The 16,582-nt window shown below is 70.9% G+C and carries 11 protein-coding genes and 1 pseudogene; 6 read left to right on the forward strand and 6 right to left on the reverse strand.

The genetic code is table 11. The features are described from left to right. Positions 1-22: 22 nt before the first annotated feature. The 4 genes from IE307_RS16530 (at position 23) to IE307_RS16545 (ending at position 5,521) form a co-directional block, all read left to right on the forward strand. A complete protein-coding gene (locus IE307_RS16530) occupies positions 23-601 on the forward strand; it encodes a hypothetical protein (protein WP_191298821.1) in 579 nt (192 codons plus the stop codon). An 8-nt stretch (positions 602-609) separates the two neighbouring features. Then, a complete protein-coding gene (locus IE307_RS16535; protein ID WP_191298822.1) occupies positions 610-1,959 on the forward strand; it encodes a DUF2867 domain-containing protein in 1,350 nt (449 codons plus the stop codon). Positions 1,960-1,966: 7 nt separating this feature from the next. Then, positions 1,967-2,638, forward strand: coding sequence for an AIM24 family protein (locus tag IE307_RS16540; RefSeq protein ID WP_191298823.1), 672 nt, complete (start codon positions 1,967-1,969; stop codon positions 2,636-2,638). A 105-nt stretch (positions 2,639-2,743) separates the two neighbouring features. Continuing rightward, the gene (locus IE307_RS16545; RefSeq protein ID WP_191298824.1) at positions 2,744-5,521 is read left to right on the forward strand and encodes an ATP-binding protein; all 2,778 of its coding nucleotides are present in this window, start codon (positions 2,744-2,746) and stop codon (positions 5,519-5,521) included. A gap of 12 nt (positions 5,522-5,533) precedes the next feature. On the opposite strand, the gene IE307_RS16550 is transcribed toward IE307_RS16545, so the two are convergent. The 3 genes from IE307_RS16550 to IE307_RS16560 form a co-directional block, all read right to left on the reverse strand. Further along, positions 5,534-8,959 (reverse strand): Ig-like domain-containing protein, encoded by a 3,426-nt coding sequence (locus IE307_RS16550; protein ID WP_191298825.1) that lies wholly within the window; start codon positions 8,957-8,959, stop codon positions 5,534-5,536. Positions 8,960-8,981: 22 nt separating this feature from the next. Further along, positions 8,982-10,622 carry a hypothetical protein gene (locus IE307_RS16555; protein WP_191298826.1) on the reverse strand — a complete coding sequence of 547 codons (1,641 nt, stop codon included), beginning with the start codon at positions 10,620-10,622 and terminating at the stop codon, positions 8,982-8,984. 115 nt (positions 10,623-10,737) lie between these two features. Further along, a complete protein-coding gene (locus IE307_RS16560; RefSeq protein WP_229904796.1) occupies positions 10,738-12,711 on the reverse strand; it encodes an MGH1-like glycoside hydrolase domain-containing protein in 1,974 nt (657 codons plus the stop codon). A 263-nt stretch (positions 12,712-12,974) separates the two neighbouring features. On the opposite strand from IE307_RS16560, the pseudogene IE307_RS16565 reads away from it, so the two are divergent. Beyond that, positions 12,975-13,621, forward strand: a pseudogene (locus tag IE307_RS16565) (dihydrofolate reductase family protein). A gap of 8 nt (positions 13,622-13,629) precedes the next feature. Here the strand turns inward: IE307_RS16565 and IE307_RS16570 are convergent. The 3 genes from IE307_RS16570 to IE307_RS16580 all read right to left on the reverse strand — a co-directional run bounded on the left by IE307_RS16570 (position 13,630) and on the right by IE307_RS16580 (position 14,917). Then, a complete protein-coding gene (locus IE307_RS16570; RefSeq protein ID WP_191298828.1) occupies positions 13,630-14,130 on the reverse strand; it encodes a methylated-DNA--[protein]-cysteine S-methyltransferase in 501 nt (166 codons plus the stop codon). Between the two features lie 111 nt (positions 14,131-14,241). Continuing rightward, on the reverse strand, positions 14,242-14,544 hold the full coding sequence (locus IE307_RS16575; RefSeq protein ID WP_191298829.1) for a hypothetical protein: 303 nt from the start codon (positions 14,542-14,544) through the stop codon (positions 14,242-14,244). Positions 14,545-14,680: 136 nt separating this feature from the next. Further along, positions 14,681-14,917, reverse strand: coding sequence for a hypothetical protein (locus IE307_RS16580; RefSeq protein WP_191298830.1), 237 nt, complete (start codon positions 14,915-14,917; stop codon positions 14,681-14,683). 597 nt (positions 14,918-15,514) lie between these two features. On the opposite strand from IE307_RS16580, the gene IE307_RS16585 reads away from it, so the two are divergent. After that, positions 15,515-16,582 (forward strand): glycosyltransferase, encoded by a 1,068-nt coding sequence (locus tag IE307_RS16585; RefSeq protein ID WP_229904764.1) that lies wholly within the window; start codon positions 15,515-15,517, stop codon positions 16,580-16,582.

The following is a 16,582-nucleotide window of genomic DNA, read 5'->3' on the forward strand; positions in this document are numbered from 1 at the left end:
CGTACCCGGAAACGGGCACATCATGCGCGTGACGACCGACCACGATGACTTGCTGTCCGCGCCGCTCGGCCGCGAGGCGCAGGAGTTACTCGACCCGCACCACCACCGCGCGAGCGTTCACCTCGGTGACCGGCTCGTCGTGGACCCCGACCAGGTGCTCGAGAACGTCGCGATGGCGATGGAACGCCTCGACCTCGACATCAGCACCCCGGTCAGCATCGAGGAGGACGTCGTGTCCCTCGAGGAGATGGTCGCGATGGTCGACCACTTCGACAAGGGACCGGCGCTCGTCGCTCACACGCTCAACACGGCGGCGCGCGTGATGAACGCCCGCTACCCCGCCGAGCTCGTCCGCCACCCGCTGCCCCCCGACTGCGACCTGCGCCGGCTGTTCCACGCCGACGTCGACGAACGCAGCCAGGACGTGGCGCGGGCGGTGTTCAACCAGCGGCTGGCCGAGGACTCCGACGTGCGCGAGTCGCAGGTCGCGGTGGACCTCGACGGCCTCTCGTCGGAGCAGCGGATCGAGGTGTTCATGGCGGTGTTCTTCCTGTACGGGACGAAGGTCGGCGCGCTGCAGAACCGGACGGGCATCAGGTGAGGTGCCTCGTGCTGGGCGCGACCGGGCACCTCGGGTCGCGTCTGGTGCCGGAACTCCTCGCGCACGACCACGAGGTCGCGGTGCTGGTGCGCGACAGCGCCCAGTCGACGCGGTTCCCCACTCAGGTGATGGTGCACGTCGGCGACGCCACGAACGCGCGGGCGGTCCGCAAAGCGTTGGCGGGCAACGACGTCGTGTACTTCCTCGTGCACTCGCTGGACCGGCCGGACTTCCCCGGCGTCGACCGGAGGGCCGCCGCCGTGCTGGCCGCCGCGGCTGCGGAGGCGGATGTGCGGCAGATCGTCTACGTCGGCGGCCCCCGCCCCGACTCGCCGTCCACGCATCTCGCCTCGCGGGCCGAGGTCGGTGACGTGCTCACGGCCGGGAGGGTGCCCGCACTCGTGCTGCAGGCGTCGATGATCATCGGCGCGGGTTCGACCAGCTTCGAGCTGCTGCGGTCGACCGCGCGGCTCACCCCGTGGGTGCCGGTGCCGTCGTGGATGGACAACAGCAGCAGGCCGGTCGCGGCCGACGACGTCGTGCACTTCCTGGTGTCCGCCGCGAACCTCGCGGAGCCGGTCGACGGGGTGTTCGACGTGCTCGGCCCGGAACGGCTCACCTACCTCGAGCTCGTCCAGCGGTGCGCGCGGGTGCTGCGCCTCCCCGTCCGGGTGCCGGTGCCCGCGCCGCTGTGGTCGCACAAGCTCGCCGCCCAGGTCGCCGGGCTGATGACACCGGTGAGCGCGGCGCTCGCGGAGCCGTTGTTCGCGTCGCTCGAGCACGACCTCACGGCAGACGGTCCGGCGGCCACCGACGTGCTGCCCGCCCCGCCCGGCGGCATGACGAGCGTCGACAACGCCATCCGCGCCGCGACCAGCCCGCAGGCGGAGCAGACCGGCGGCGAGGTGTTCACCGAGGAGCGGACCGTGCTGACCGACGCGTCGGCAGAGGACGTGTGGCGCACGGTGACCACGTTGGGCGGCGAGAACGGCTGGCACACCATCCCTCTCGTGTGGACGGTCCGCGGCGCGGTCGACCACCTCTTCGGCGGCATCGGCCTGTACCGCGGCCGGGCGCCCGAGGTCGGGGAAGGCGACGTGGTCGACTTCTGGACCGTCGAGCACCGCGACGACGAGGGCAGGCGGCTCGTGCTGCGTGCGGACATGAAGATGCCCGGCCACACCCTGCTCGACATGCGCGTGGACCACGACGGCGACCGCACGCGGTACCGGCAGAAGGTCACGTTCACCGCGGACGGGTTCCTCGGCCAGCTGTACTGGCTGGCGCAGAAACCGTTGCACGACGTCGTGTTCGCGACGATGGCTCGCGGGATCGTCCGAAAAGCACGTACGGCATGATCTGCGGATGCGCAGCTCACTGTTCAACAACCAGGAACGTGTCGTGGAACCCGGCAGCTTCCAGCTGCAGAACGAACGCATGCTCAAGGTGGACCTCACCGGCAGCGGCGGTTTCTTCTTCGCCAAGCAGGGCTCGATGGTCGCCTACCAGGGTGACGTCGACTTCGCCTACGAGGGCGCCGGCGGTCTCGGCAAGCTGTTCAAGAAGGCCTTCACCGGTGAGGGCATGTCGTTGATGAAGGTCTCGGGCAGCGGCGACGTGTTCCTCGCCCAGGACGCCGACGAGATCTTCGTGCTGTACCTGGAGAACGAGAGCGTCACCGTCAACGGCAGGAACGTGCTCGCGTTCGACAGCTCGCTGCAGTGGGACATCAACCGCACCGAGGGCGCGTCGATGCTCAGCGGCGGCCTGTTCAACACCACCTTCACGGGCACCGGGGCGCTGGCCGTCACCGCCTACGGCACGCCGGTCGTGCTGAACGTCGACGTGCCGACGTTCGTCGACATGCAGTCCGCCGTGCTGTGGTCCACCTCGCTGCAGTCCTCCATCCGCAAGACCGCCAAGCTCGGCGCCGTCATCGGCCGCGGCTCGGGCGAGGCCTACCAGCTCGCGTTGCAAGGTCAGGGCATCGTCGTCGTGCAGGCCTCGGAAGGCCACCCGATGCCGACCGCGCAGTAACGCCGATCGGCTGTCGGACGCAAGCGGCCGCACTCCTTCGCGAGTGCGGCCGCTTCCGTTCGGAGGCGTTCGCGATGCGCTGTCGCGGTGCGCTAGAACTCGTTCATGCGTTCGCATCCCGTAGGCGCCGAGCCGTTGCCCGAACTGGTCGAGCGGGACGCTGAGACAGCCGTTCTGCGCGCCGCCGTCGCGGCCGTGGCGAGGGGCCGGGGCGGTGTGGTCGTGGTCGACGCGAGCGCCGGGATGGGCAAGACGGCTCTGTTGCGCCGGGTTCGCGCGTCGGCCGTGGACGCCGGGGTCGTCGTGCTGTCGGCTCGGGGCGCCGAGCTGGAGCGGGACTTCGCGTTCGGTGTGGTGCGCCAGCTGCTCGAACCCGCGCTGCCCGCCGAGGTGGAGCAGCGGCGGGCGTTGTTCACCGGTGCCGCCGCGGCCACCGAGAGGATCTTCGACCTCGGCGACGGCGAGACGGGGTCGTTGTTCAGCCTGTTCAACGGGTTGTACTGGCTGCTGGTGACGCTCGCCGAACGAGGGCCTCTGGTGGTGGTCGCCGACGACGCGCAGTGGGCCGATCCGTCGTCCATGAGGTTCCTGGGGTTCCTCGCCCGGCGGCTGGACTCGGTGGCGGTGCTGCTGGTCGTCGCCACGCGCGGCGGTGAGCACGACGACGGCGGGCTGCTCGACGACGTGCTCGCCGCCGAGGACTGCGCGCACCTGCGGTTGCGCAGCCTCAGCGCGGCCGGGGTGGCGCGGCTGGTCAGGGACGCGGTGGGCGGGGCGGACGACGAGTTCTGCGCCGCGTGCCACGTGACGACGGCGGGAAACCCGTTGTTCGTCAGGGAACTGGTGCGCGTGCTGGCCGACGGTGCCGGTGACGCCGCGGCGGTGGCCTCCGCCGGGCCCGACGCGGTCAGGGAACACGTCGCGGCCCGGTTGCGCAGGCAGCCGGACGAGGTGCGGCGGGTCGCCCGTGCCGTCGCGGTGCTGGGGGACGACACGACGCTGGCGCTGGTCGCCGCGCAGGCCGGGATCGGTGTCACCACGGCGGCGGCCGGCGCCGAACACCTGGTGCGGCACGGGTTCTTCGGCACCGCGGACCCACCGGCGTTCGCGCACGTGGTGCTGCGGGACGTGGTGCTGTCCCTGGTTCCGCTCGCGGAACGCGGTGAGGCGCACGACCGGGCGGCCGGCGTGCTGACCGCCGCCGGGGCCCCGGTGGCGAGGATCGCCTCCCACGTGCTGCGGACGGTGCCCGCCGCCCGGCCGGACCGGGTCGGGGTGCTCGTGGCCGCCGCGGCCCAGGCGTGGCAACGCGGATCGCCACCGGACGCGGCGACCTACCTGGCCAGGGCCAGGCAGGAACCGCCGGAGGAGGGACTGCGGTCCGAGGTCAGTCGGCTGCTGGGCAACTGCGAGGTGCACCAGCTCGCCGTGGCGGACGCGGACGTCCACCTGTGCGAGGCGCTGGTGCTCGCGGACACGCCGGAGCAACGTGCGCGGTGCGGGTACAGCCTGGCGCGGTTCCGCAACGCCTGCGGCGAAGTCGGTGCGGCGCTGGCGTTGCTGCGCCGGGCGGCCGCCGTGGTACCGGACGACGCGCCCGCCGAGCTCGTCAGGGACCTGATGTCGGAGCTGCTCGGCGTGGCGCGCGCGGACCTGTCGGCGCGCGACGAACTGGTGGCCCGGCTGGCCGCGTTCCGTGCAACGGAGTCCGACCCCGTCCTGACGGCGCACCTGTCGGTGGAGGAGGTGTTCACGGGCGGGCGTGCCGACGACGCGGTGGCACTGGCCCGCACGGCGCTGGACGGCAACCGGCTCACCCCGGAACGGTCCGCGCTCTGGTCCGCGGTGAACACGCTGGTCGTGGCCGACCGCCTCGTCGAGGCCGAACAACGCGCACAACGGGCGCTGCGCAACGGACTCGAGCGCGGACAGCTGTTCGCCGTGGGCATCGTGCACGGCTACCTGGCGCGGATCTCGTTGCTGCGCGGCAACCTCGCGGCCGCCGACGAACACGTGGAGCTCGGCACGCGGGCGGTGCCGAGGCCGAACGTCGCCCTGCCCGCACTGGACGCCGCGCGCGTGCACCTGCTCGTCGAACGGGGCCGGCTGGACGAGGCGAGCGCGGTGCTGGCCGACGGAGCGCTGGCCGACGGCGCACTCCCCCGCGCCTCGCTGCACACCTGGCTGCTGGAGTCGCGGATGCGCCTGCACGCGGCACGCGGTGACGACGAGGCCCTGCTGGCCGACGCGACGGCGTGCGGCGCCCTGTACGCGCGCTGGGGTGTGACGGGCCTGTGGGACGTGCAGTGGCGGCTGCACGCGGCCACGGCCCACCGGCGGGCGGGCCGCCGTGAGGAGGCGGCCGTGCTGATCTCGGAGCAGCTGCGCCTGGCGCGGGCGTTCGGCGTGCCGAGGCAGGTGGCGACAGCGCTGCGCGCGGCCGCGGACGGTGACGCGGGCATGCTGGCAGAGGCGGTGCGACTGCTGCGCGAAAGCACGGCACGCCTCGAGCTGGCGGAGGCGCTCGCCGACCTGGGCGAGGCCCGGCAACGCGCCGGCGACCGGGCCGGCGCGCGCACCGCCACCAGGGAGGCGGCCGAGATCGCCGTGGAGTGCGGCGCGGAGGCGCTCGCCGACCGGCTGCGCACCGGACTCGCCGCGGGTGGCGGGCGGATGCCGCGCATCGAGGTGACGGGGGTCGCGGCGCTGACCCCGTCGGAGCTGCGGGTGGCGGAACTGGCGGCGGGCGCGCTGACCAACCGGCAGATCGCAGAGAACCTGTTCGTGACGGAGAAGACCGTGGAGACGCACCTGGGCCGGGCTTACCGCAAGCTGGGCGTGAGGTCACGCACGCAGCTCGCGGTCCACATGTCAGCCCGCTGAGCAGAGCGGGCTTTACGGGATGGCCCCCTCGAAGTCCACCACGCCGTCGACGAGCTGCGCGATGCTGCGCCCGATCTGGACGTCGGCCCTGATCTGTTGGAACAGCAGCCGCACGAGAATCCCGGCACCCTTCACCTCCGGGTTCGCGGCCAACGGCTGGGCCAGCAGCGGTGACGCCAGCGCCGCTCCGGCCGCACAGGCGTTCTGCACGGCCTTGAGCCCGGTCAGCACCACGTGCTTCGCCTTGTCCCCCTTGTCATCAGGCTCCTCGCCCACCTGGAGGGAGAACGTCACGATGCTCAACCCCGCCAGGACCATGCCGTAGACGGACTCGAAGTACCTCAGGAGGTCGGGCAGACCGAACGCGGGCGGGCCGGCGGGGGGCGGGCCGACGACGGGTACCGCCGTGGCTCGCAGGTACTCCGCCGCGGTGTTCAGCAACGGCGGGAAGAAGCCCATCGTCGCCATCAAGACGTCGTAGCGCTGACGAACTGTCGTGTTGCCGTAGGGAATGAGCACGTAGGTCCCCGCCATGCCGAGCGCGTACGCGGTCCACTCAACGCCGACCTTCGCCTTGCGCGTGACGCCACCGAAGTCCCGGAAGTCGATCATCGCTCCCAGCACGTTGTTCGCGACCCGGAGGAAGCCGTTGGTGAGCTGGAACACGCCCGCGGCGGTCATCCTCGGATCGGAGACCCGCGCGGCGCGAGCACCACCGTCCTGAGTGGACATCGCCCGGATCAGGCCGTCCCAGTCCTCCGCCCTCTCGACGGCGGCGATCTGCCGGTCGGTGAACAGGTTGTGGCCGAGCACGACCTTGCCGACGAGCGTCGCGGGGATGGCGGCGAGCAGGCAGACCAGGTCGAGCAGGGTCAGTTCGCTGCCGTCGCCACCGCAGATCACGTTCTCGTACAACGGGGTGAGCACCGGGATGTCCCACCGGGTGGTCAGAATCGTCCGCACGGTCTCGATCAGCACGATGCCGACGTCGATGACGGTGAGGACGGTGTTCTCCAGCGTGTCGACCACGGCGAGGCCGATGATCTCGGCGATCGCGGTGAAGATCTCGCCCATCGTCCGGTCCGCGAGCCCGTCACCGAACAGCGCGGAGAGCTGGTCGCCGACCTGCCGGAGGATCGCCAGTTCCTCCTCGCCCGCCATGGTGAGCACGGAGCCGAGGTCGGTGGGCACGAACGCGCCGGGCTCCGCCGACCCGAGGTTCGTTGAGAACTGGTGCTGCCCCCAGCCGGTCTGCGGCTTGTTCAGCGCCGCCGAGTGCTCCTCGCTCGGCTGCGAGCCCTGACGGCCGACCCGTGCGGCGAAGATGTCGGACGAGGTGTCGACGACCAGCGCGCCGTCGACGAACTTCTCGCGCACCGCGCCGAACATCTCGTCGACCGACTTCTTGGACTCCGCCAGGTCCAGCACCATCCGGTCGAACGACAGGGAGACCGTCTTGGCGAGCACGCGGTGGTTCGCGAGCACGTCGTCCCAGCTGAACAGGAAACCCAGCCAGGCCACCAGGTCCTCGAGGGTGATGCCGAGGGTGTTGCGCAGCACCCAGTCGATCGCGGCGACGGCCTCGTGCACCGCGGTGAGCACGCAGCTCCACAGCAGGTCGCCCACCTGGACGACGAGCTGCCACGCCTGCACCAGTTCCGACGGCGGGTGCAGCACGAAGTCCTTGAGCCCGCTCGGGTCGCCGCGCAACGCGGCGAGGAGATCACCGGCGCCGACCTCCAGCCAGTCCCCCACGCCCTGCGCGGCCACGCCAGAGGCGAACTGCGGCTGTTCCCCGGACGCGAGCTGGTCGTGCGCGGTCATCAGCGCACCGACGGCGGTGGCCGCCTTGTCGCACGTCCCGGCGTCGGGAGGGGTCTCGAACAACGGCTTGCCGTCGCTGCGGACGGCGGAGCCGATGGACGCGCCGCTGAGATCGCGCAGCGCGGCCTTGGTGTCCTCGGCGGGGTCGACCGTGACCGGCTCCTGGCCCTCCACCTCGAAGGTGTAGACGGGAGCGGTGAGGTCGGCGGTCTCCGCGACGATCGTCAGCACGCCGTTCGCGTCGGTGGTCCCGATCTTCGGGGTGCCCGCGCGCAACGCGTAGTAGCGCCCGTTGAGCAGCGCGGCCCGGTCGTGGTCCGGCGTGATGGTGACCTCCCGCTGCGCCAACGGGTTCCCGGACGCGTCGGTGACCACGACCCTCGTCGTGTAGGTCTGGAGGGTGACGAACTCCGAGGTGGTGTGCAGTGCCACGGTCTGGTGCTGCCACAACCCGGCCTGCGGGTCCTTGACCACGAGCCGGAAACCGCCGTCGGAGCCGCCGACGGCCATGGCGGCGGCACTGCGCCGCTGCCCGGGATCCGTGCGCGTCCGGTAGGCCGCCAGTGCGGTCACCTCGGTCTCCAGCAGCAACGGGTGCTGCCACGCGTAGCCCTTCCCGTCGGCGGTGCCCTCGACGTAGACGAGCTCGTCGCTGGAGTCGATCGCCCACAGGCCGATCTGCCCCGCCTGCTGGTCGGTGGCCACCACGAGGTCGCGCACCGCGGTGAGCCGGTCACCGCCGATCAGCTTCTCGGGTGCGAGGTGGGAGGTGCGCTGGGACGCGGCGGAGTAGCGGCACACGCCGTCACCTCCGACGTACAGGTCCGTCGTGCCGTCCTGGGTGGCGAGCGCGGTGATCGTGCTCGCCGTGAAGCCGTCCGGCAGGTCGAGGTCGACGGCTTCGACGACCGTGCGCCCGCGGACGATCTTCGGCACGGAGCTGAACACCAGCGACCGCTTCACACCGAGCTGGAACAGCGAGTACACGCCGCTGCCCAGCTTCGCGTGGTGCCCGATGGAGACGGACAGGCACGTGGTGGCGTTCTGCGGCAACGGGAGCGGCATCGACGACCAGTCGGCGCCGGCCGCGGGGTTGATCTGGTGGTACTCGACCTGGCCTTGGCGGTCACGGCACGCGAGCACGGTGAACGGCGCGCCGCGGGTGCCGCCGCCGACCTCGATGTCGGTCACCGTGAGGCCCGCGGGGATCTTCCTGCCGCTCAGCGACGCGCCGAGGGCCGCCCAGTCCGAAGTGGACTCGGTGTTGGACAGCGCGTCGCTGACGTAGACGAGCGAGTCGCCGCCGGCCGTCGCGCCCGCGGCGACGACGAGCCAGGTGGTGCCGTCGGCGTCCTGGGACACGGCGAACGACTGCACGACCGGGGTGGCACCGAGCTCGCCTCCGGTGGCGACGGACGCGGTGAGGTCGAGCTGCTCCCACCCGGAGGTGCTGGTGGACGACGGCAGGGTGAGGGTGAGCTTTCCGTTGGTGTCCAACGAGAACAGCAGTGGCGAGTCCGTGGCGGAACGCACGGCGCGCACCCTGCGCTGGGCGGCGAGCGGGGTGCCCGGTACGTGGTTGGGCATGAGCTGGGAATGGGCGTTGACCGGCATGGGTGATGGCTCCTGTGACGGGTCAGAGCTTGTGGGAGACGCCGAACAACAGGTCACCGGCGTTGTTGAACACGGGGTCGACCAGGAAGAGCTGGGAGCCGCCGGGGTAGACGAACGGCGCCAGGTTCACCCGCCTCTGGACGTCGTCCTCGACCTGGTCGCCGAGCTGGCGGTCGACCAGTGACGTGACGATCGTGTCGACCGTCTTCTCCAGGGTCTCCTGGACTCCGGCCCAGATCGACTGGCTGCCGCCCGAGTCGGCGATCAGCCAGCCGTAGGGCATGTCGTAGAGCTCGAGCGGATCGGGCTGGGGCGTGTCGACCACGACGGTCACCTGGAGCGCGCCGTCGTCGGCACCGTCCAGCGTCATGGTCAGCGTCTGGGGGACGTGGTACCTGACCCAGAAGTTGACCTTCGCCGCGTGGTCCTCGATGCCGTACCAGTGCGTGTAGTCGACGGTGAAGTCGAGGTTCCGCCGGATCACGACGGTGGGCGCACCGGGGGTGAACTCGATCGCCGCGTCCCACGAGGAGGTCAGCACGACGTGGTCGTTGCTCACGGAGTTGGTCTTGTGCGAGTACCCGCTCAGCTGCCCCGACGACCAGGTGCCTCCGGTGGCGGTCGGCGTGAACGTCCCGCTTCCCGCCGACGACATCAGGTCCAGGTTCTCGTCGTTGTCCTGGGGGACGAAGTGCGCGCACAGCACCCCGGCGAGCGAGGGCAGCAGGTAGCCGTCGACGAAAGCCTCCTTCGCCATGGCGATCGTGCCGTAGCGGGTGTTGCCGATGCCGTCGTCGGGCGTGACGAAGTTGCCCCACCACGGCTTGAGGTTGTCCGGCAGGGGCGCGTTCCCGGTCATCATCAGGTACTGGACGCTGTCGAGGTCGGCGTCGCCGGGCGCGGGCTTCGCACCCCGGTAGCGGTTCGTGGTGAAGTCGAGGCTGCTGGGCGGGAAGGTCGCGACGGGGTCGGTCCACTCCGGCATCACGACGGTGTAGCCGAGCACGTGCCCGTCCGCGGCCCGCACGCGTTCCAGGTAGGTGGCCAGGTAGGTGGGGAACACTCCGATGGCCGCGGCGGTCATCTTCTTCGGGAACGTGGTGCTCGCCTTGTCGTACTGGACGAGGTCGGCGTTCTCGAAGTCGAGGAACAGCTGCTCGATGGTGAACGCGTCCCGGGGCAGCGGGGCGATCCGCTCGCGCAGGTCGCCGGACAGCCGGTCGTAGCGCTCGGCCGGGACTCCGGCCTTCGCGAGGTCGACCAGGAACCCGATCTTCAGCCCGGCGACGTCGCACTTGCTCGGCTTGGGCGGCGCGACCGTGATGTCGTAGAAGTCCATGGTGCCCTCGAGGAACTCCACGGTGAAGACGACCTTGCCGACGGAGCCGGGCACGGTGACGACGACGCCCAGCTCGGCGATCGTCCCCGTCAGCCACGCGTCGCCCGCGTCGTCGATCGGCAGCCGGACGTCCTTCAGGGACTTGCCGTCCGGTGTCACGCCGCCCTCCAGCAAGTCGGACAGGCGCTCGTTCAGGTACCACTGCGGCAACGCCAGCAGGGTGGACACCCCTTGCAGGGTGGTGGCTCTCTTGTCGTAGTCGGACATGGTCTCCGCTCCGGTCGGGCGCACGCCGGTGACCGGACGCGGGAGGGGTTCTCCCACGTCCGGCACTGGTGTGCGGGGTCGACCAGAACGCTAGGGCGCGGCGGGGACCGCGTCGTCGGGGGAAACCCGCACGACGCCCCTGATGCTCCGCGGGAGCAACGCGCTCACCCGGTCACGGACCGCTGTACCCGATCCAGTCGAGGTTGATCGCCCCGGTGTCCCCGGCGCCGTAGGACAACGTCACCACCGGGTCGCGGCCGCTCACCGGCACGCCGTCGAACGTCACGGTGCCCCAGGCGTCCCAGCTGTCGGAGACCTTCGGGAAGCTCACCTGGCGCACGGCACGCCCGTCCACCGACAGGGTCATCGTGCGAGCGTCGCCGTGGGCGTTCGCGTACCGCACGGTGATCGCGCCTGTGCCCGACGCCGACGACGAGCGGTGCAGCGTGAACGACGACGTGGCGCCCTGGGCCCAGAGCCCGTCGAGGAACGCCCTGCCGGAGTAGCCGGTGTGGTTGACGTTCGTCTTGACACCACCGGAGTTGCGCGCGTCCTCGGCCTCCAGGCGAGCGGGGGCGGGGCAGCCCGACACGGTGCCCGCGGTGTCGGCGCAGCGGTCCTGCGCGTCGGCCGTTCCGTCGCCGTCGCGGTCGCCCGCGGTCGCTCCCGTCAGCGTGATCTCGACCGTGTGCGCGCCCTGGAGCGTGGCGGGGATCTCGGCGCGCGACGGCCGGCCGTCCACCGTGACCGAGCGGATCGTCGTGCCCGCCCCGCGCAGCCTGATCGTCAGGTCGGCGTCGCGGTAGCGCAGGTTCCGCAGGGTCACGTCACCCCAGCCCGCGGGCAGGGTGGGCGCGAACGACAGCCCCGCGGTGGTGTGCCTGAGCCCGAACAGTCCTGTGTGGACCATGTCCAGGAGCGCGGTGGCCGACCAGGTCTGGTCCGGTTCGGACCCCCAGTGGAACTTCACCGTGTCGCCGAGCCGTTGGTAGCCGCCGTCGACGACGCCGGTGGTGCCGTTGTAGATCTCCCAGAACCCGCTGTTGTTGTTCGCGAGCTTCGCCAGTCGCGCCGTCTCCGCCGCGAACTTCGCCTGGTCGCCCTGCCGTGCCGCCGCCTTGGCCCACAGGCCCTGCACGAGCGGCCAGACGATGGCGTTGTGCCGGCCGGGCTGCGCCTCGGAGTAGCGGTCCCAGTGCGGGTAGGTGTCGGGCATGCCCCACGTCATCGAGCGGGCGTTCGCGAGGATCGACCGCGCCTGGGCCGGGCTCGCGATGTCGAAGAGGAGCGCGAACGCGAGCCCGGTGCCCTCCTGGTAGGCGCCGCGCGTGCCGTTGGCGAGCAGCTGGTAGTCGTACAGGCCGGTCGCCGGGTTCCAGAAGTGCCGGTTGATCGCCGCCTTGAGCGCGGCGGCCTTCGCGCGCTGGGCGGCGGCCTCCTGCGCCTGTCCCAGCCGCTCGGCCATGTTCGCCGCGTTGACGTAGGCGGCGTAGTAGACCTCGTTGGTGCTCAGGTACATCCCGCTCGCGATGCCCGGCCACGGCATGCTGCCGGTGCTGACCGACTCGGTCGCGTCGGCCGGGGGCGCGGGGTAGCCCGCGATGCCGTCGTTGAAGAACGACGCGCCGGTGAACAGCCCGTAGGTGCTGTTGAAGCCGGCCGAGGTCGCGTTCTCCCTGATGGTCAGGGTGTTCCTGGCGGTGCGGTAGGCGTCGCCGAGGAACTCCTGGTCACCGGTGACGAGGTAGTGGTGCCAGGAGGCGGTGACCCACACGACCTGGTCCCACTGCTGGTCGTCCTGCTGCACGCGCAGGGCGCCGGAGGCGTCCTTGTCGACGACGGCCCACAGCGTGTTCTCCGCCAGGGCCGGGGACAGCAGGCTGGTCGCGTTCCAGCTGTTGATCGACGCGTCGCGCGTCCACGGCTGCTGGTAGCCGCCGCCCGCGCGGACGAAGCCGACGGAGGGGTCCTGCAGGCCGCTCCTGTTGTGGCGCGGGTCGTAGGCCAGGGTGTTGATCCTCAGCAGGTTGTCCAGCGCGGCCGTGTAGGCCGTGCCGTACAGGGCCTGGCTCTGGGGGTTCGCGAACTCGAGCGTGGGCGTTGTGGCCGCGTTCGCCGGTGAGGCGGCGGTGACCACGCCGCACACCGTCGTCAAGGCAAGGAGGACATGTCCGATCCGCCGCCGGGGACTCATCCGGTGCACCTTTCCCGGCACCGGGTTCCGACCGGAGCCGAACCGGCAGTGCACCATGAAAGCGCTCCCATGAAGCCGGACCGGCGGTGATCCTGTCCGCTTCTGTCAGAGCTCGCGATCAGTTCGTCGTAGCGGCATGATCCTTCCAGCCCAGCACCGATGAGTTCACGCGGCCGCCGCGGTCTGAGCATCGACCAGGAACGGAAAGGACGCCCATGACCCAGCTCGTGAAGGTCCAGAACTTCGTCGTCTCGCAGGACGGCTTCGGCGCCGGCGAGGACCAGACCCTCGACAGGCCGTTCGGCCACGCCGACCCCGGCGCCCTGCCACCGCGTGGGCGGGAGCCACGGCCAGCTGGCCGAACCGCACCGACCCCGGCGGCACCCGCGGCCTCGACGACTACCTGACCCGCGACTTCGCGCAGAACATCGGCGCGGAGATCATGGGCGCGCACAAGTTCAGCCCGCACCGAGGCCCGTGGCAGGACCACGACTGGCAGGGCTGGTGGGGCGACGAGCCGCCGTTCCACACCCCGGTCTTCGTCCTGACCCACCACGAACGGCCGTCGTTCACCCTCTCCGACACGACCTTCCACTTCGTGAACGGCGACCCGGCCGACGTGCTGCGGCAGGCGAAGGAGGCCGCGCAGGGCAAGGACGTCCGGATCGGCGGCGGCGCCACCACGATCCGCTCGTTCCTCGACGCCGACCTCATCGACACGCTGCACGTCGCGGTGTCCCCGGTCGAGCTCGGCCACGGCGTGCCGCTGTGGAAGTCGCCCGACGAGCTGCTCGACCGGTTCCACGTCGACGTCGTGCCCAGCTCCAGCGGCGTGACCCACCACCTGTTCTGGAGGAAGTGACGCCGAGGTCAGAACAGGCGGCCGACCTCGCCGGGAGGGGGTTCCTCGAGCTCGAGGAGGTAGCGCTTGCGGGTCAGACCGCCCGCGTACCCGGTGAGGCCGCCGCGCGACCCGACCACGCGGTGGCAGGGCACGATGATGCTGATGGGGTTCCACCCGTTGGCGTTGCCCACCGCCTGAGCCGCCCTGGGGTCGCCGAGCTCCGCGGCCAGTTGCCCGTACGTCCGCGTCTCGCCGTACGGGATCGCCGTCAGGAGCGCCCACACGCTGCGTTCGAACGCCGACCCCCGGGGCGCCAGGGGGAGGTCGAAGCTCCGCCGCTCGCCGGAGAAGTACTCGTCGAGCTGCCGGCGGACCTCGTCGAAGCCGGTGCTCGTGCGCGGGCCGAGGTCGCTCAGCCGCGGGGTGCGCAGGTGACCGTCGAAGTAGAGGCCGGACAGGGCCTCACCGTCTCCGACCAGTGTCAACGGCCCGACCGGTGAGTCGGCGACGGTGTGCTGAACGCTCATCCTGGGGTCTCCGGGGGAAGGGCCTGTGCCCCCGGACGATATCGGACACCGCGAAGCGCCCGGCTGGGCTCCAGCCGGGCGCTTCGGTCGAGCTTCACGTGCTGCCGCGAATCAGCGGTCCGAGTCACCCTCGTGGGAGTGCACGGCCTCGATGTCGGGGTTCACGCACGGGCCACCGTCGTTGTTCGAGAACAGCGGCACCGCGATGACGTTCACGTCGACGTGGCAGACGTTGATGTCGCTGAGGAGCTCGGAGTCCTCCATGTTGACCAGACCGACCTGGTGGTCGTGGTCGTACTTCGAGGCGAGGTCCATCATGTCGTCCATCGCGTCGCCCTGCGTCGCGAACGCGGGCGTGCCCATCATCAGAAAACCGGCGCCCACGGCGGCCGCGGCAAAAGCCTTCTTCAGCATGACGTCTTCTCCTCACGAACCAGTCGTCGTTTGACCTGCACCTGCGACAAGAGGAGGAACGGGGCCGGCACCCCTGCCAAAACCCCGTTCCTCCTCAGGAGGACGGCGCGCCGCTGCGGGCGGGCGCCGTCTCACATCACTTGTCGTCGGGGTTGGCGCAGAGGCCGCTGTCGTTGTCCGACAGCACCGGCACAGCGATGACGTTGACGTCGATGAAGCAGGCGTTGAGGTCGCTGGCGACCTCGGAGTCGTTCAGGTCGGCGACGCCGACCTGGTCCGTGATGTCCAGCTCAGGGGCATCGGCCATAGCGGTGGAACCAATACCGAGGAAAGCGCCCGCGATAACGACGGCCGCCCCTGCCTTCTTCAGCACAGAAATCTCCTTGTTCGATTCTTTCGAGAACGGACCCCGGCAACGGTCCGAACCGGCCGCAAGTCCGACAGGACCGTATCCAAGCGGTTCGACCAAGCCAAATCAGGAACCGTTCGCGAACGCGGTCCAATGCCCCCAAACCACACCTTCGGGTGATGCTGGGTTGAGGAGGTTTAGGAATAATTCGGGCGGTGAGCAGGCGGTATCTCGGTATTCCCCGTGAGACCCCTTGCTTTGGGGTGAACAATCCCGTGCGCATCGGCCGGAGCCCTGGACCGCGCTGGCACTTCACCGTGACCAGGCCGCGGGACACGGGCCCTCCGCACGCCTGCAGAGCCTTGCCGTCCTGCTCACACGGGCGTCTACCAGCACTTCTGCCTCCACCATCCCGACCTCGCTGACCGGCCGGGAACCCCGATTCGCGACTTCGGGCGGATCACCGCCGGCACTTCGGTCAGGAGGGTGGTCCTGGCGGCGGGACCTCGGCGTTTGTCGGCGGCGGGGAAAACCAATACGGTCGCCGACGGAGAACCGGAACTGATCGAGTTGAGCCGGCAGCTCGGAATCGCAGTAGAGACCTAGGATGCGGCCGGGTAAATGCGAATCGCGATGGTGTCGACCCAGGCAAGTCCGCTCACCGGAAACACGGCACAGGGCGCTCACGTGGCGGAGTTGTGCGCGGGACTGAGCGCTTCGAGGTACGAGGTGGTGGTCTACACCCGCCGCGATGACTCCGACTCGCCCGACGACGTCAGGACAGCCGACGGTTACGACGTCGTGCACGTGTCCGCGGGACCGGCCCACGCCCTCGCGGAGAAGGAGCTCGTGCCGCACCTCGCCGACTTCGCCAAGTTCCTCGCCGGGCGGTGGCGGGTGCGGCCTCCGGACGTGGTGCACGCGCACCACTGGACGTCCGGGCTCGTCTCCCTGATCGGCGGGCACCGCCTCCAGGTCCCGGTGGTGCACTGCTGCCACGGGATCGGCGAGTCCGAGGTGGAGCAGCGCTCCGACGCGGAGACCCTCATCGAGCGCAGGGCCGCGTGGATCACGGCCACGAGCTCGGTGGAGGCGGCCCGGCTGTGGCAGTCCGGTGTGCGCCGCACGCAGGTGTCCGTCCTGCCCAGCGGGGTGGACCCCGCCCTGTTCACCCCGGAGGGCCCGGCCGCGGTCCACGACGGGCGGACGCGCGTCGTCGTCGCCGGGGAGCTGGATCCCGCCGCCGGCTGCGCGGCGATCAGCGCCGTGCTGTCCACGATGGACCACGTCGAACTGGTCGACGCGCGCGCCGTGCCGCGCGGGGACCGGCCAGCGGTGCTGAGGTCGGCCGATGTCGCCGTGTGCGCCCCCACCACCGACGTGTACGGCACCGCGGCGCTCGAGGCGATGGCGTGCGGAGTGCCCGTGGTGGCCACGGCGGTCGGCGCGCTCAACGACGTCGTGCTGCCGGACGTGACCGGACTGCTCGTCCCGGCGCGGGACGGCCGGCGACTGGCCCGGTCGCTGAAGGCGGTGCTCGCCGACGAGACGCTCGGCGAGCGGTTCGGCATCGCCGCCCGCGACCGCGTTCTCAGCCGGTACTCACGGCGCCGGCTCGCGAGGGAGGCGGTGGCCGTGTACGAGCGGGTCACGACCAGACGGGGAAACCGCGCCGGCCGCGTGTGCTGA

The sequence above is a fragment of the Lentzea cavernae genome (assembly GCF_014653695.1).
Taxonomy (GTDB): Bacteria; Actinomycetota; Actinomycetes; order Mycobacteriales; family Pseudonocardiaceae; genus Lentzea; species Lentzea cavernae.

Coding starts and splice junctions, on each gene's coding strand:
- IE307_RS16585 (WP_229904764.1), top strand. CDS start 15,515: ATGCGAATCGCGATGGTGTCGACCCAGGCAAGTCCGCTCACCGGAAAC.
- IE307_RS16545 (WP_191298824.1), top strand. CDS start 2,744: ATGCGTTCGCATCCCGTAGGCGCCGAGCCGTTGCCCGAACTGGTCGAG.
- IE307_RS16550 (WP_191298825.1), bottom strand. CDS start 8,959: ATGCCGGTCAACGCCCATTCCCAGCTCATGCCCAACCACGTACCGGGC.
- IE307_RS16530 (WP_191298821.1), top strand. CDS start 23: ATGCGCGTGACGACCGACCACGATGACTTGCTGTCCGCGCCGCTCGGC.
- IE307_RS16540 (WP_191298823.1), top strand. CDS start 1,967: ATGCGCAGCTCACTGTTCAACAACCAGGAACGTGTCGTGGAACCCGGC.
- IE307_RS16570 (WP_191298828.1), bottom strand. CDS start 14,130: ATGAGCGTTCAGCACACCGTCGCCGACTCACCGGTCGGGCCGTTGACA.
- IE307_RS16575 (WP_191298829.1), bottom strand. CDS start 14,544: ATGCTGAAGAAGGCTTTTGCCGCGGCCGCCGTGGGCGCCGGTTTTCTG.